Source organism: Actinopolyspora mortivallis (genome assembly GCF_003001495.1).
Taxonomy (GTDB): Bacteria; Actinomycetota; Actinomycetes; order Mycobacteriales; family Pseudonocardiaceae; genus Actinopolyspora; species Actinopolyspora mortivallis_A.
Genome location: NZ_PVSR01000061.1, coordinates 1 through 13,347, shown reverse-complemented (window position 1 = coordinate 13,347; position 13,347 = coordinate 1). Strand labels below are relative to the sequence as shown.

Genomic DNA, 13,347 nt, shown 5'->3' with positions numbered 1-13,347 from the left:
GCCCCCCACGGCGTCCACGAAACCCCCCACTCCCCCGAGCGGCACCAGCCAACGTCGCCCGGCGGGGGTGAGCCCGCTCCCGTGGACCGGACGCGACCACGCCGAGAACCGCACCACCACGTAGCTGCCCAGCACGAGCAGCAGCACGGCCATCCAGGCCCGCGCGGACCCGGTGGCCACGGAGGAGAGCGCCGTTGCCCCCAGGAACCCGCCGAGACCTCCGGGGATGGCCAGCCAACCGACCATCCGCCAGTCCACGTTCCGCATCCTCCAGTGGGAGGCCCCGGAGGCGACGGCGGTACCGATCTTGGCCAGGTGTACCGAGGCCGAAGCCATCACGGGCACGGTTCCCACGGCCAACAGGCCTGTGGTGGCCGTAACGCCGAATCCCATGCCCAGTGATCCGTCGACCAGTTGGGCGAGAAATCCGGCCACTGCCACGAGTAACAGAGTGGGCACCAATGCCTCCAGACCGTTCCCGCTCGCACTCCGTGAGCCCGAGCGGCTTTTACGACTAAGTTGATAAAAACAGTACACTTTCCGCCGAACCGGTCAAGGCGCTCCCACCACTCGGGAGAGCCTCGACCGCGGTTGCTCACCGCGACTCCCAGACCCCGCTCTCACTGGTCCGGGCCGCCACGTCCGGGGGAAGTTGTCCGGAGACGAGCTGGGCTATGGTGACATTCTCGAGCACTTCGCGCAGGCTGCTGCGCACGGCGATCCAGACCCACTGCAGAATGGCCACCGACGGCTCGTAGCACACGTCCTCGGCGCGGGTGCCGTGCACACTGACGAGAGGCCCGTCGGTGGCCCTGATCACGTCGGCGATGGAGATGCTCGCGGGGTCCCGGTCCAGGACCCATCCACCGGCCTGTCCCCGTCGACTCGCCACGAATCCGGCCCGGCGCAGATCGCTGAGCACCGCCTGCAGAAAGTTACGGGGGATTCCCTGGGCGAGCGCCACGTCCTCGGCGCTGACCGGCCCGGTCTGGGCGCGGGCTATCTGGATCAGCGCGCGCAACGCGTAGTCCACCTTGGCCGAAATTCGCATGACCCGATTGTTCATCACCGCCGAGCCCCCGCGCCGCCAGCCCGGACCGCCCCTGGGAACGATCCGGGGCCACCCGCCCAGTGGACGGGTGGCCCCGAGGTGTCCTCCCGGCGGGGACGGCCCCTTTCCGGTACGGGATACGGATCAGCCGGTCACCAGGCTCACCCCGTAGGCGTTCAGCGCCTCGTTCACCGGCTGGAAGTAGGTGGTTCCACCGTAGGTGCAGTTTCCGGAGCCCCCGGAGGTCATTCCCTGGGCCTGGTTCCCGGAGATGAACGAACCACCGGAGTCCCCCGGCTCGGCACACACGTCGGTGCGGGTCAGCCCCCGGACGGTGCCGCTGGGGTAGCGCACGGTCTGGTTCTTGGCCTCGATGGTGCCGCAGTGCCAACCGGTGGTCTGCCCGGAACGGCACACCGAGGAACCGACGGGAGCGGAGCGGGAGCCGCGCACCGTGCGTACGGAGCCGTCGTAGGTGTCCACCCACGGCCGCAGCGTGTCGTCCGACCCCGTCCGCACGTAGGCGTAGTCGTTGCCGGGGAACGAGGAACCGGCGAAGGTTCCGCTCGGACTGCTGGTCCGGTCTCCCGGATCACCGCAGTGCCCGGCCGTGACGAAACCACCGGACACCGCGAAACCGACCGAGCACACGGTGGAGCCGTTGATGGTGTAACGCTGCCCGCCGATCACGTCCGCGTAGGTACGGGGCCGCTCACCGGACTCGACCACCCGCACCCTGTCCGGCGACACCCCCGTCGAACGCACGAACCGTTCGGCCCGCTCGGCCGTGCCGTGCTCCGTGGTCACCACCACGGAGTTGCTCGCGGAGTCCACGTACCACCCCGTCACCGAGCGCGGGGCACGCTGCGCGTGCCCGTCCAGCACCTTGCCGGTCCGGCGCAGCTCGGCACGAGTGTCGTCGACCAGTTCCGGTACCGCTCCGTGGGCGCGGACCTCGTCGAAACGGTCGGGATCGGTCACCGAGACGACCAGGTCCCCACTCGCGGCGTCGTAGCGGAAACCTCCGAACCCGGATCCCAACACGTCCCTGAGACGGTCGGCGGTCTGCCGGGCCGAGGCCTCGTCGGCGAGTCGTTGGCGTGCTTCGTCCCGGGTGAGTCCCAGGTCACGCTGCATGGCCTGCATCATGGTGGTCGCCCGTTCCGGGCCTTCACCCCGGGAGTCGGCCACGGAGTTCGCCGTGGCCGGGGCCGTCATGGCGGTCAGGGTTCCGACCGCCAACAGCGCGGTCGCGGCCATCCGACCGGCTAATTTTCGTCGCATCCGTGTTCTCCTTAGCCACGAAACGGATCTGATTCGGTGGCCGAAGAGTTTCCGGAGAAAAGAGAACGGCGACAATACTGCTTTTGCAGCAACGTTCGCAAAAGGAGTAGCACCGAGCGATCACTGTTCGTGTCGACACGAGAACGGAAAACCATGATCCGAACCGGAACAGGCGAAACAGCCGCCCTCTTTGCGTTGACAGAGCCACCACGACTGATAGGATTTTCTGCTCTTCCTCGAAGAGAGAAAGGGAAACGCCAGGCGAGAGGGGATGACGCTCCCGCTCTCCCCCGTCCGGCCCCACCTCACCCCGCTGGTGACACAGAGTGTCCACGACGAAGAGCGAAACGGGGCACAGGGGAGGCGAAACGCGAAAAACGGGAAAGAAAAAGTATGCTCCAACCGGGAAGAACCGCTCCCGAACACCCTTTTCCCTTCCACCTGTCGGACGGAACAACGCCCTTACGGGTTGCCCGTTCCCCGAAAATCTTCTTCGTTCCTCAACACCGACGAAGCAATTCGATCTTTTCGGGCCACGAAAAGTGGGGCCCCGCAGGGCCCCACTGACGTTCCGCGAGCGAGGACTCAGGAAAGCGGACGATCCGTCGGAGTGATCGGAGCCGGAAGGGTGTCCCGCCCCATCATATAACGATCCACTCCGGCGGCCGCCGACCGTCCCTCGGAAATGGCCCAGACGATCAGGGACTGGCCACGTCCCATGTCACCGGCGCTGAACACACCGTCCACGCTGGTCATGAAGGAGGAGTCCCGTGCGACGTTGCCCCGGGCGTCGAGTTCGACCCCCAGGTCCTCGACCATTCCGGTCCGCTCGGGTCCCACGAACCCCATGGCCAGCAGCGCCAACTGGCACGGCAGTTCACGCTCGGTGCCCTCCACCGGGACGAACCCACCGTTCTCCCGGCGAACCTCGACCAGACGCAGCGCACGTACCCGTCCCTGCTCGTCGCCCAGGAACTCCTGCGTGTTCACCGAGAACAACCGCTGACCGCCCTCCTCGTGAGCGGAGGAGACCCGGTAGAGCATCGGGTAGGTGGGCCAGGGCTGGTTGTCCGGCCTGCTGCTCGGCGGAGTCGGCATGATCTCCAGCTGGGTCACCGAGGCGGCCCCCTGACGATGGGCCGTACCGAGGCAGTCCGCACCGGTGTCCCCGCCGCCGATGATGACCACGTGCTTACCGGCCGCGTCGATGGGGGCGCTCTCCAGGTCGCCCTCCCGCACCCGGTTGGCCTGCGGAAGGTACTCCATCGCCTGGTGCACCCCGTCGAGCTCCCTGCCCGGCACGGGCAGCTCTCTGGAGACCGTCGAGCCGCCCGCCAGTACCACGGCGTCGTGCTCGTCGCGCAACTGCTCGACGGTGAGGTCCACACCCACGTTCACACCGGTGCGGAACTCGGTCCCCTCGGCACGCATCTGCTCCAGCCTGCGGTTCAGCCGGAACTTCTCCATCTTGAACTCGGGAATGCCGTAGCGCAGCAGGCCACCGATCCGATCGGCCCGCTCGTAGACCACCACACGGTGCCCGGCGCGTGTGAGCTGCTGGGCAGCGGCGAGCCCCGCCGGTCCCGAGCCGACCACGGCCACGGTACGGCCGGTCGAGGAGGTGGGGGGCTGCGGAGGTACCCACCCCTCCTCCCAGGCGCGATCGATGATCTCGATCTCCACCTGCTTGATGCTCACCGCGTCCGAGTTGATCCCCAGCACACAGGCCGCCTCGCAGGGAGCGGGGCACAGCGTGCCGGTGAACTCCGGAAAGTTGTTGGTGGCGTGCAACCGCTCCAGAGCGGCGTGCCAGTCCTCCTTCCAGACCAGGTCGTTCCACTCCGGAATGAGGTTGCCCAGCGGACATCCCTGGTGGCAGAAGGGAATCCCGCAGTCCATGCACCGCCCGGCCTGCTGCTGGAGGTGCTGGTGGGAGAACTCCTCGTAGACCTCCCGCCAGTCCTTGAGCCGAATGTCCACCGGCCGGCGCCGCGGCGTCTCGCGCGGCGTGGTCAGAAAGCCCTTCGGGTCAGCCATGAGCGGCCTCCATGATCGCCTCGTTGACGTCGCGGCCCTCGCGCTCGGCGTCGGCCTTGGCACTGAGCACGCGTTTGAAGTCCTTCGGCATGACTTTGACGAAACGCCGCACGGCGTTCTCCCAGTCATCCAGCAACCGGCGCGCCACGGTGGAACCGGTCTCGTGGTGATGCCTCTCGAGCAACTCGGCGAGTTCCCGACGGTCCTGTTCACCGAGCGGGTCCAGATCCACCATGTCCGGATTGACCCGTTCGGACCTCAGGTCGAGCACATAGGCGATTCCTCCGGACATCCCGGCGGCGAAGTTGCGCCCCGTGGTCCCGAGCACGGCCACCCGGCCCCCGGTCATGTACTCACAGCCGTGGTCGCCCACTCCTTCCACGACCGCCGAAGCACCGGAGTTGCGCACCGCGAAACGCTCGCCGACGACACCGCGGACGAACATCTCGCCCTGGGTAGCCCCGTAGAGCAGCACGTTCCCCGCGATCACGTTCTCCTCGGCGGAGAAGGCCGCGTCCTCCGGGGGACGCAGCACGATCCGCCCACCGGACAGCCCCTTGCCGACGTAGTCGTTGGCGTCACCGGTCAACCGCAGGGTGATCCCGCGCGGCACGAAGGCACCGAACGACTGCCCCGCAGAGCCGGTGAAGGTGACGTCGATGGTGTCGTCGGCCAGCCCGGCACCACCCCACCTGCGGGTGAGTTCGTACCCGAGCATGGTGCCGACGGACCGGTTGACGTTGCGTACCGGCAGCTCCAGGGTCAGCGGCGTTCCCTCGGTCAGTGCCCCCTCGCTGAGCTGGATCAGGGTGTTGTCCAGCGCCTTCTCCAGCCCGTGCTCCTGACTGGAGGTGCAGTGCCTGGCCTCGCCCGCGGCGACCTCGGGCACGTGCAGGATCGGGGACAGATCGATGCCCTCGGTCTTCCAGTGTCGACAGGCGGGGTCGGTGTCCAGCACCTCGGTGTGGCCGACCGCCTCCTCGATGGAGCGGAAGCCCAGCGCGGCCAAGTGCTCCCGGACCTCCTGGGCGACGAACTCGAAGAACCGGACGATGTACTCGGCACGCCCGTCGAACTTCGCCCGCAACTCGGGGTTCTGCGTGGCAACCCCCACCGGGCAGGTGTCCAGGTGGCAGACCCGCATCATGACGCAGCCGGAGACCACCAACGGAGCGGTCGCGAACCCGAACTCCTCGGCTCCCAACAGGGCGGCGATGACCACGTCGCGCCCGGTCTTGAGTTGACCGTCGGTCTGCACCACGATCCGGTCCCTGAGCCCGTTGGCCAGCAGCGTCTGCTGGGTCTCGGCCAAGCCGAGCTCCCACGGGGCCCCGGCGTGTTTGATCGAGGACAGCGGCGAGGCTCCGGTACCACCGTCGTGCCCGGAAACGAGCACCACGTCGGCGTGCGCCTTGCTCACTCCGGCCGCGACCGTGCCCACCCCGACCTCGGAGACCAGCTTGACGTGCACCCGGGCCCGCGGGTTGGCGTTCTTCAGGTCGTAGATCAGCTGGGCGATGTCCTCGATGGAGTAGATGTCGTGGTGCGGCGGCGGCGAGATCAGCCCCACTCCGGGGGTGGAGTGGCGCGTGTCGGCGATCCACGGGTAGACCTTGTGTCCGGGCAGCTGGCCGCCCTCTCCCGGCTTGGCCCCCTGGGCGATCTTGATCTGGATGTCGTCGGCGTTGACCAGGTACTCGCTGGTCACACCGAAACGCCCACTGGCGGCCTGCTTGATGGCCGAACGGCGCCAGTCGCCGTTGGGATCCACCGTGAACCTGTCGGCGTCCTCACCGCCCTCACCGGTGTTCGACTTCCCACCGAGGCGGTTCATCGCGATCGCGAGCACCTCGTGCATCTCCTTGGAGATGGATCCGTAGGAAATGCCGCCGGTGGCGAACCGTTTCACGATCTCCGAGACGGGTTCGACCTCGTCGATGTCCACCGGTTCGCGTACGCCCTCTTTGAACCGCAGCAGCCCACGCAGCGTCATCAGCCGCTCGGACTGCTCGTCGACGTGGTTGGTGTACTCCTTGAAGACGTCGTACTGTCCGCTGCGCGTGGAGTGTTGCAGCTTGAACACCGTGTGCGGGTTGAACAGGTGCGGATCACCCTCGCGTCGCCACTGGTACTCCCCGCCCACGTCCAGTTCCCTGTGGTGGGCCTTGAGCCCGTGTTCGGGGAAGGTCCTGCGGTGCCGCTGGGCGATCTCGTCGGCGAGGGTGTCGAAGTCGAGCCCGCCCAAGCGGGAGGTGGTGCCCGCGAAGCACCGCTCGACGATCTCCTCACCGAGGCCGATCGCCTCGAAGATCTGTGCTCCGGTGTAGGAGGACACGGTGGAGACACCGATCTTCGACATGGTCTTGCGCAGCCCCTTGCCGAGCGCCTTGATCAGGTTCTCGGTGGCCTTCTTCCCGTCCGTCCCGGACAGTTCACCGCGTCCGGCCAGATCCTCCACACTGGCCATGGCCAGGTACGGGTTGACCGCCGCCGCTCCGTACCCGATCAGCAGGGCCACGTGGTGCACCTCGCGTACGTCGCCCGCCTCGACGACGAGCCCCACCTGGGTCCGGGTCTTCTCCCGGATGAGGTGGTGATGCACCGCCCCCGTCAACAGCAACGAGGGGATCGCCGCGTACTCGGCGTCGGCCCCGCGGTCGGAGAGCACGATGATCCGCGCCCCCGAGGCCACGGCCTCGGAGACCTCACGGCAGATCTCGTCGAGCCGTTCCCGCAGTGCCTGACCGCCCCCCGCGGCGCGGTAGACCATGTGCACGGTCACCGACTGCAGGTCGGGACGGTCCCCGTCGTCGTTGATGTGGACGAGCTTGGCCAGTTCGTCGTTGTCCAGCACCGGGAAGGGCAGCACGAGCTGGTGACAGGCGGCGGGGTCGGTCTCCAACAGGTTGTGCTCGGGACCGACGTGGGTGCTCAGCGAGGTCACCAGCTCCTCGCGGATGGCGTCCAGCGCCGGATTCGTCACCTGGGCGAACAGCTGCGTGAAGTAGTCGAACAACTGGCGCGGGCGCTCGGACAACGGCGCGAGCGGAACGTCGTTGCCCATGGAGCCGACCGGCTCGGCGCCGCCGACGGCCATCGGCTTGAGCAGCTTGTCCACTTCCTCCTGGGTGTAGCCGAACAGCTGCTGACGCTGCACCAGCGAGGAGTGCGTGGGCACTTCCCGGGAGCGCCGCGGCAGGTCCTCGAGGTGCACCATTCCTTCGTCGAGCCACTGGCGGTAGGGGTGCTGGGAGGCCAGCTCGCTCTTCACCTCGTCGTCGGGGACCACCCGTGCCTGCTCGGTGTCGACGAGGAACATCCTGCCCGGCTGCAACCTCCCCTTGCGGGCGATCCGTTCCGGAGCGATGTCCAGCACACCGGTCTCACTGGCCAGCACGACCATGTTGTCGTGCGTGATCCAGTAGCGTCCCGGACGCAGCCCGTTGCGGTCGAGCACCGCCCCGACCCGTGTGCCGTCGGTGAAGGTGACCAGCGCCGGCCCGTCCCAGGGCTCCATGAGGTTGTTGTGGAACTCGTAGAAGGCACGGCGCTGCGGATCCATCTCCGCGTGGTTCTCCCACGCCTCGGGGATCATCATGAGCACCGAGTGCGGCAGGGAGCGTCCACCGAGGTGCAGCAGTTCGAGCACCTCGTCGAAGGTGGCCGAGTCACTGGCGTCCGGGGTGGCTATCGGATAGAGCCTGGACAGATCCCCCGGGATCAGGTCGGTGTCGAGCATGCTCTCGCGGGTCCGCATCCAGTTCCGGTTCCCGCGCATGGTGTTGATCTCACCGTTGTGCGCGATGTACCGGTACGGATGTGCCAGCGGCCACGAGGGGAAGGTGTTGGTGGAGAACCGCGAGTGCACCAGTCCGATCGCGCTGGTGAACCGCTCGTCGGTCAGATCCATGAAGAAGGCGTCGAGCTGCGCCTCGGTCAGCATCCCCTTGTAGACGAGAGTGCGCGCCGACAGGCTGGGGAAATAGACGTCGACACTGTGCTCGGCCCGCTTGCGCAGGCAGAAGGCGCGGCGTTCCAGCCGCATCACGGGGTCCTGCCCGTCGTCGGCGCTCGCCCCCTCGGCGACGAACAGTTGGCGGAAGCGCGGCATCACGCTCCGCGCGAGCGAGCCCGCACAACTCGGCTCGACCGGCAGTTCCCTCCACCCGAGAACGTGCAGCCCCTCCTCCGTGGCGAGACGCTCGATCTCGGCCACGGCGCGTTCGCACTCGACCTCGTCGTCGGGAAGAAAAGCGTTGCCGACCGCGTAGGAACCGGCGGCGGGCAGCTCGAAGGGGACCACCTCACGCAGGAAGGCGTCCGGGACCTGCGTCAGGATTCCCACACCGTCACCGGTGTCCGGATCCGCGCCTTTGGCGCCCCGGTGTTCCAGGTTACGCAGGGCCTGCAGCGCGTTGCGTACGATGGCGTGGTCCTTGCGGCCGCTCATGTCGGCGACGAGCGCCACACCGCACGCATCGTGATCGTTGGCAGGGTCGTAGAGCCCCGCACCGTCGGCGCCCCGTTGCGCACGACCTCTCGCATTCTGGGAAACCGGCATTCGGATCCTCCCGTCCTCAGGCAACGATCCCAACCGCGTGGACACGACAGAGTGAGACCGTAGAAACCTCTCCGGAGCTGACAAGAAGGATGCGCCGTTGCACTCTTGGTCAGTTCGCGAAACTATACAGATCGCCGCCGCGCTCGACTACGAGTAAGTAACACGCGTTACACTCGCGCGTCATTTTCCCACGAAGTGGGAACTCGTGGCGGCGCACGACAGTCCGGGTCCGACCGGTTGGACGCTACCGACCCGAGAGCCCGCTCGTCGAGCGCGTGCTTGGCGAGGGGGTTGCTGTCTCCCCGGAAGGTAGCAGTGACCCCTTTGTGGAACAAAGATTTCATTCAATACTGAAACAACAGTCACTACAGACATGTTGTTCCACTCCCCATAGCCCCACGAACCCCGGAGAACGCGAGGGAAACGGATCTCTCGCAGAAAAAGAAGGACGAAAACATTTTTCCGGTGAATTCGACGGACGGAAGGAATTCCTCGAAAAGCCTCCGCCGCTCACCGGATTCCGCGGTTCGGAACGCACCCCCGTGCCACCACACCGGGGACGGCACGAGGGCGTTCCACTGCGCCCCGGCGGAACCGGACGCCGGGGTCACGGACAGGAGGGCCTCATTCCGCGTCGTGCAGCCGCTCGATCCGCTCGGCCAACCCCAGGTCGTTCTCGGTCACCCCGCCGGCGGAGTGCGTGGTGACGCGCACGGTCAGCCGGTTGTAGTCGTGCACGGACAGATCGGGGTGATGGTTGGCCTCGTTGGCCAGGTGCGCGATCGCGTTGGCCATGCTCATCGCCGTGAGGAAGCCCTTGAGCTGCCAGGTCCTGTGCACAGCCCCGTCCCGGTACTCCCAACCCGACGCCAGCCTGCTCACGATGGTCTCGCGATCCAACAACTCGGGCACTGCGTCCACCTCGCCTTCACGTACACGTACCGCGTGACACCAGCCCCGCAACAGGGATTCTCAGTCGGAGCCCTCCCGTTCGGGGCGCTGGGGAAGAGAGTTCTCGACCTCCGCACCGTCGTGGTAGACCCCGGCGGGAAGCGCCCGCAGGGCGCGCAGCGTCCGCGGGTCAGCCTGTCGCTGCTCCGCGTAACGGAGCAGCTGTTCCCGGTCCGCCGGGAACTCCAGTCCCTGCAGGGCCTTGCTCACCCGTCGTTCGTCCGCGTCGGTCATGATCCTCTCCTCACGGGCACGGTACGCGTTCCTCCGGTGCTCGGAGAGCACCGGGCGATCATCGACTCGCCCTCTATCCCGGGGAATACCTTCCGTCCGAGGCGGGTAAACCTCGCCTGGTGGATCTTCGCCCGCCTGCCGCGGCTAGCCTGAGGCCATGGCGGAACACCTACAGGTCGTCACGACAACCGACTCGGCCGAAACCGCCGCGGAGCTGGCACGCGGGGTTGTCCACGGTCGCCACGGAGCGTGTGTGCAGGTCGCGGAGGTGCGCAGCTTCTTCCGTTGGGAAGGGGGAGTCCAGGACGAACGGGAGTGGCAACTGCAGATCAAGACCTCGCGGAGTCGTCTCGACGGGCTGGTCGAGCATCTCCGGAAACACCACAACTACGAGGTCCCGGAGATCATCGCCACACCGATCGTCTCCGGTGACCCGGAGTACCTGTCCTGGGTCGACGAGGAAACCGGCCAGTAGGAGCCCGCCGCGGCGTTCGCGTCGTCGGACGCCGCGGCAACGGACAACCGACCACCAGCCCACACACGAACGTCGCGACCGCGACACTCAAGGGACCCAGCCGGATGAAACAGCCGACCATCACCCGCACCGACATCTACACCGCGACCGTCGGACCGGCGCTGGGAACGCTCCTGGCGACGCTCACCCTCCGGTGGGACTGGATCCCGGCCGGGGTGTTCGTCGCGCTGGCGGGACTGGTGCTGATCCGGCTGCACCGCGCCGCCGCGGACTGGGGGAGCCGCGCGGGTGTGCTGGCCCTGCTGGCGGGCCTGTTGTTGTGGCTGTGGCTGGACGACGGCAGGTGGGCGGTGCTGGGGGTCTTCCCGCTCGTGTTCGTGTTCATCCGCAGACTCGCGGCCGCCGTGGAACGGCGTCGCTGACCGTTCACCCCCGGAGATCCCGACCACCGAGTGTGTCCACCTGCCTCCGACACGAAACCCGGGCGCTGATCCTCTTCCGCTCAGCGAAAAACTCCGGTTCCACGCCGCGACGAAACGTGTCCCGCTCTGTCCGCCCGCTCGGCCACGTGTCAACATTCGGCGATCCGACAATGGTGACGTAGGCGGTCAGCGTTCGCGAAACGTGATGAACCGCCCACCGGGCGAAAGCAGAAAGGACTGTTTCGTGCACATACTGTGGGGCATCGGCGGCATGATCGTGCTGCTGCTGATCGCGGTCGCCCTGTCCACGAGTCCCCGTTCCATCCGACCGCGCACGGTTCTCGGAGCCCTGGCGATCCAAGTGATCTTCGCTTTTTTGGTGCTGCGGTGGGATCCGGGAACACGGGTTCTGGGTGTGGTGGCCGACGGTGTCGGCAGAGTGATCGACTCGGCCAACGAGGGCATCGAGTTCATGGTCGGCCCGCTGCTCGGGCAGCTCGAGGGCAACGCGACCGTGTTCGCCTTCCAGGTACTGCCCATCATCGTGTTCATCGCCTCGCTGACCGCGGTGCTCTACCACTGGAACATCCTGCAGTGGGTGGTGCGCCTCATCGGAGGAGGTCTGCAGAAAGTACTCGGCACCACCAGGGCCGAGTCCCTGAACGCCACCGCGAACATCTTCGTGGGACAGACGGAGGCCCCGCTGGTCGTACGCCCCTATCTGGCGCGGATGACCCGTTCCGAGTTCTTCGCCGTCATGGCCGGAGGACTGTCCACGGTGGCGGGAACGGTGCTCGTGGGGTACTCCCTGCTGGGAGCCGACCTGGAGTACCTGATCGCCGCGAGCTTCATGGCCGCCCCGGCCGGGCTGCTGATGGCCAAGATCATCGTCCCGGAAACGGAGAAGTCCACCAGTGACCGGGCCGTGCTCGCCAGCACGGGCGGCTCGGCCACGAGTTCCTCGGAGAGCCCCGACGAGGGGACCGCCGACACCGACGCTCCCGACGAGGAAGAGGCCCCGGCAGCACCGGAGGGTTCCGAGAAACCACGCAACGTCATCGACGCCGCCGCCGTCGGTGCCTCCGACGGGATGCGACTCGCGCTCAACGTGGGGGCGATGCTGTTCGCCTTCATCTCGCTGATCGCGCTGCTCAACCTGATCCTCGGTGGAGTGGGTGGTCTGTTCGGGCTGGAGGACCTCACCTTCCAACGCGTGCTCGGTTACGTCTTCTCACCGGTGATGGTCGCCATCGGCGTGCCGCTCAACGAGGCCGTGGAGGCGGGGAGTTTCCTGGGGCAGAAACTGGCCCTCAACGAGTTCGTCGCCTTCGCCGACTTCGGTCCCGCCGCCGAGGGGCTCTCCGACCGCACCACCGTCATCGTCACCTTCGCACTCACCGGATTCGCCAACTTCGGCTCGCTGGGCATCCTCCTCGGAGGACTCGGGGGAATGGTCCCCTCCCGGAGACCCCTGATCGCCCAGTTCGCCATCCGGGCCGTGCTGGCCGGCACGCTGGCGAACCTGATGAGCGCGGCGATCGCCGGCATCATCGTGCCCTGAGGAGCCGCGTCCCCCGTCCCGGTGGCGGGGCGGGGGACGCATCCGGTTGTGGCCCACCCCGCACACGGCCGGACGAGGGTTTGACAGGCTACTGCCATGACCGCAGCCGATACGTTTCCTCGTCACAGCGCCCGAACCCAGGGATTCACCCTGGGGGCGCCACGCGATTTCACTGTGTCACCGGACGGGCGGCGGGTGCTGTTCCTGCGGTCCTCGAGCGGCACGGACCGCAACAACGCCCTGTGGATGTTCACCCCCGAGGACGGACGGGAACACCGTGTGGCCGACCCGGCCGAACTGGACGACACCGATGCCGCCTCTCCGGCGGAGAAGGCCCGTAGGGAGCGCGTCCGTGAACGTGCTTCGGGAATCACGAGCTACGCGACCGACTCCCCGGTATCCACGGTCGCTTTCGCGCTCTCCGGGGCGCTGTTCGTCGTCGACCTCGACACCGGGGAGGTCACCCGACTGCCCGCTCGGCACCCGGTGGCCGATCCCCGGCCCAGCCCGGACGGAACACGGATCGCCTACACCTCCGGAGGTGCCCTGCGGGTGATCGGCTCCGACGGCAGCGGGGACCAGGCGTTGGCCGAGCCCGACCACGACCAACAGAGCTGGGGCACCGCGGAGTTCATCGCCGCCGAGGAGATGAACCGCCGACGCGGTTACTGGTGGTCGCCGGACGGATCGGCGGTGCTGGCCACGCGGGTCGACGAGTCCGCCGTGGCCCGGTGGAACCTCACCGACCCCACCGACCCCACCCTGCCCCCG

The 13,347-nt window shown here is 67.4% G+C and carries 11 protein-coding genes; 4 read left to right on the top strand and 7 right to left on the bottom strand.

Annotated elements, in window-relative coordinates; all coding sequences use genetic code 11:
- The 7 genes from CEP50_RS19095 to CEP50_RS19065 all read right to left on the bottom strand — a co-directional run.
- The coding region (locus CEP50_RS19095) for a sulfite exporter TauE/SafE family protein (RefSeq protein ID WP_258175429.1) at positions 1-459 on the bottom strand (459 nt) is incomplete at its 3' end.
- Positions 460-595: 136 nt separating this feature from the next.
- Positions 596-1,051, bottom strand: coding sequence for an RrF2 family transcriptional regulator (locus CEP50_RS19090; RefSeq protein WP_026449003.1), 456 nt, complete (start codon positions 1,049-1,051; stop codon positions 596-598).
- Positions 1,052-1,195: 144 nt separating this feature from the next.
- Positions 1,196-2,335, bottom strand: coding sequence for a S1 family peptidase (locus CEP50_RS19085; protein ID WP_106115303.1), 1,140 nt, complete (start codon positions 2,333-2,335; stop codon positions 1,196-1,198).
- Between the two features lie 585 nt (positions 2,336-2,920).
- The gene (locus CEP50_RS19080) at positions 2,921-4,372 is read right to left on the bottom strand and encodes a glutamate synthase subunit beta (protein WP_106115302.1); all 1,452 of its coding nucleotides are present in this window, start codon (positions 4,370-4,372) and stop codon (positions 2,921-2,923) included.
- Entirely contained in the window at positions 4,365-8,933 is a 4,569-nt protein-coding gene (gene gltB / locus CEP50_RS19075) for a glutamate synthase large subunit (RefSeq protein ID WP_106115301.1), read from the bottom strand. Before gltB ends, CEP50_RS19080 begins: the two co-directional genes overlap by 8 nt.
- A gap of 624 nt (positions 8,934-9,557) precedes the next feature.
- A complete protein-coding gene (locus CEP50_RS19070; protein WP_106115300.1) occupies positions 9,558-9,845 on the bottom strand; it encodes a 4a-hydroxytetrahydrobiopterin dehydratase in 288 nt (95 codons plus the stop codon).
- Between the two features lie 60 nt (positions 9,846-9,905).
- Complete coding sequence (locus CEP50_RS19065; RefSeq protein WP_181188462.1) at positions 9,906-10,118, bottom strand: DUF2795 domain-containing protein; 213 nt, start codon at positions 10,116-10,118, stop codon at positions 9,906-9,908.
- 157 nt (positions 10,119-10,275) lie between these two features.
- On the opposite strand from CEP50_RS19065, the gene cutA reads away from it, so the two are divergent.
- The 4 genes from cutA to CEP50_RS19045 form a co-directional block, all read left to right on the top strand.
- The gene (gene cutA / locus CEP50_RS19060; protein ID WP_106115298.1) at positions 10,276-10,593 is read left to right on the top strand and encodes a divalent-cation tolerance protein CutA; all 318 of its coding nucleotides are present in this window, start codon (positions 10,276-10,278) and stop codon (positions 10,591-10,593) included.
- Between the two features lie 104 nt (positions 10,594-10,697).
- Positions 10,698-11,015 carry a hypothetical protein gene (locus CEP50_RS19055; protein WP_106115297.1) on the top strand — a complete coding sequence of 106 codons (318 nt, stop codon included), beginning with the start codon at positions 10,698-10,700 and terminating at the stop codon, positions 11,013-11,015.
- Between the two features lie 205 nt (positions 11,016-11,220).
- On the top strand, positions 11,221-12,576 hold the full coding sequence (locus tag CEP50_RS19050) for a NupC/NupG family nucleoside CNT transporter (protein WP_106115296.1): 1,356 nt from the start codon (positions 11,221-11,223) through the stop codon (positions 12,574-12,576).
- 96 nt (positions 12,577-12,672) lie between these two features.
- Positions 12,673-13,347, top strand: a 675-nt coding sequence (locus CEP50_RS19045) for a DPP IV N-terminal domain-containing protein (protein ID WP_258175427.1), incomplete at its 3' end; no start/stop codon positions are given.

Coding starts and splice junctions, on each gene's coding strand:
- CEP50_RS19065 (WP_181188462.1), bottom strand. CDS start 10,118: ATGACCGACGCGGACGAACGACGGGTGAGCAAGGCCCTGCAGGGACTG.
- CEP50_RS19085 (WP_106115303.1), bottom strand. CDS start 2,335: ATGCGACGAAAATTAGCCGGTCGGATGGCCGCGACCGCGCTGTTGGCG.
- cutA (WP_106115298.1), top strand. CDS start 10,276: ATGGCGGAACACCTACAGGTCGTCACGACAACCGACTCGGCCGAAACC.
- CEP50_RS19080 (WP_106115302.1), bottom strand. CDS start 4,372: ATGGCTGACCCGAAGGGCTTTCTGACCACGCCGCGCGAGACGCCGCGG.
- gltB (WP_106115301.1), bottom strand. CDS start 8,933: ATGCCGGTTTCCCAGAATGCGAGAGGTCGTGCGCAACGGGGCGCCGAC.
- CEP50_RS19055 (WP_106115297.1), top strand. CDS start 10,698: ATGAAACAGCCGACCATCACCCGCACCGACATCTACACCGCGACCGTC.
- CEP50_RS19050 (WP_106115296.1), top strand. CDS start 11,221: ATGAACCGCCCACCGGGCGAAAGCAGAAAGGACTGTTTCGTGCACATA.
- CEP50_RS19090 (WP_026449003.1), bottom strand. CDS start 1,051: ATGCGAATTTCGGCCAAGGTGGACTACGCGTTGCGCGCGCTGATCCAG.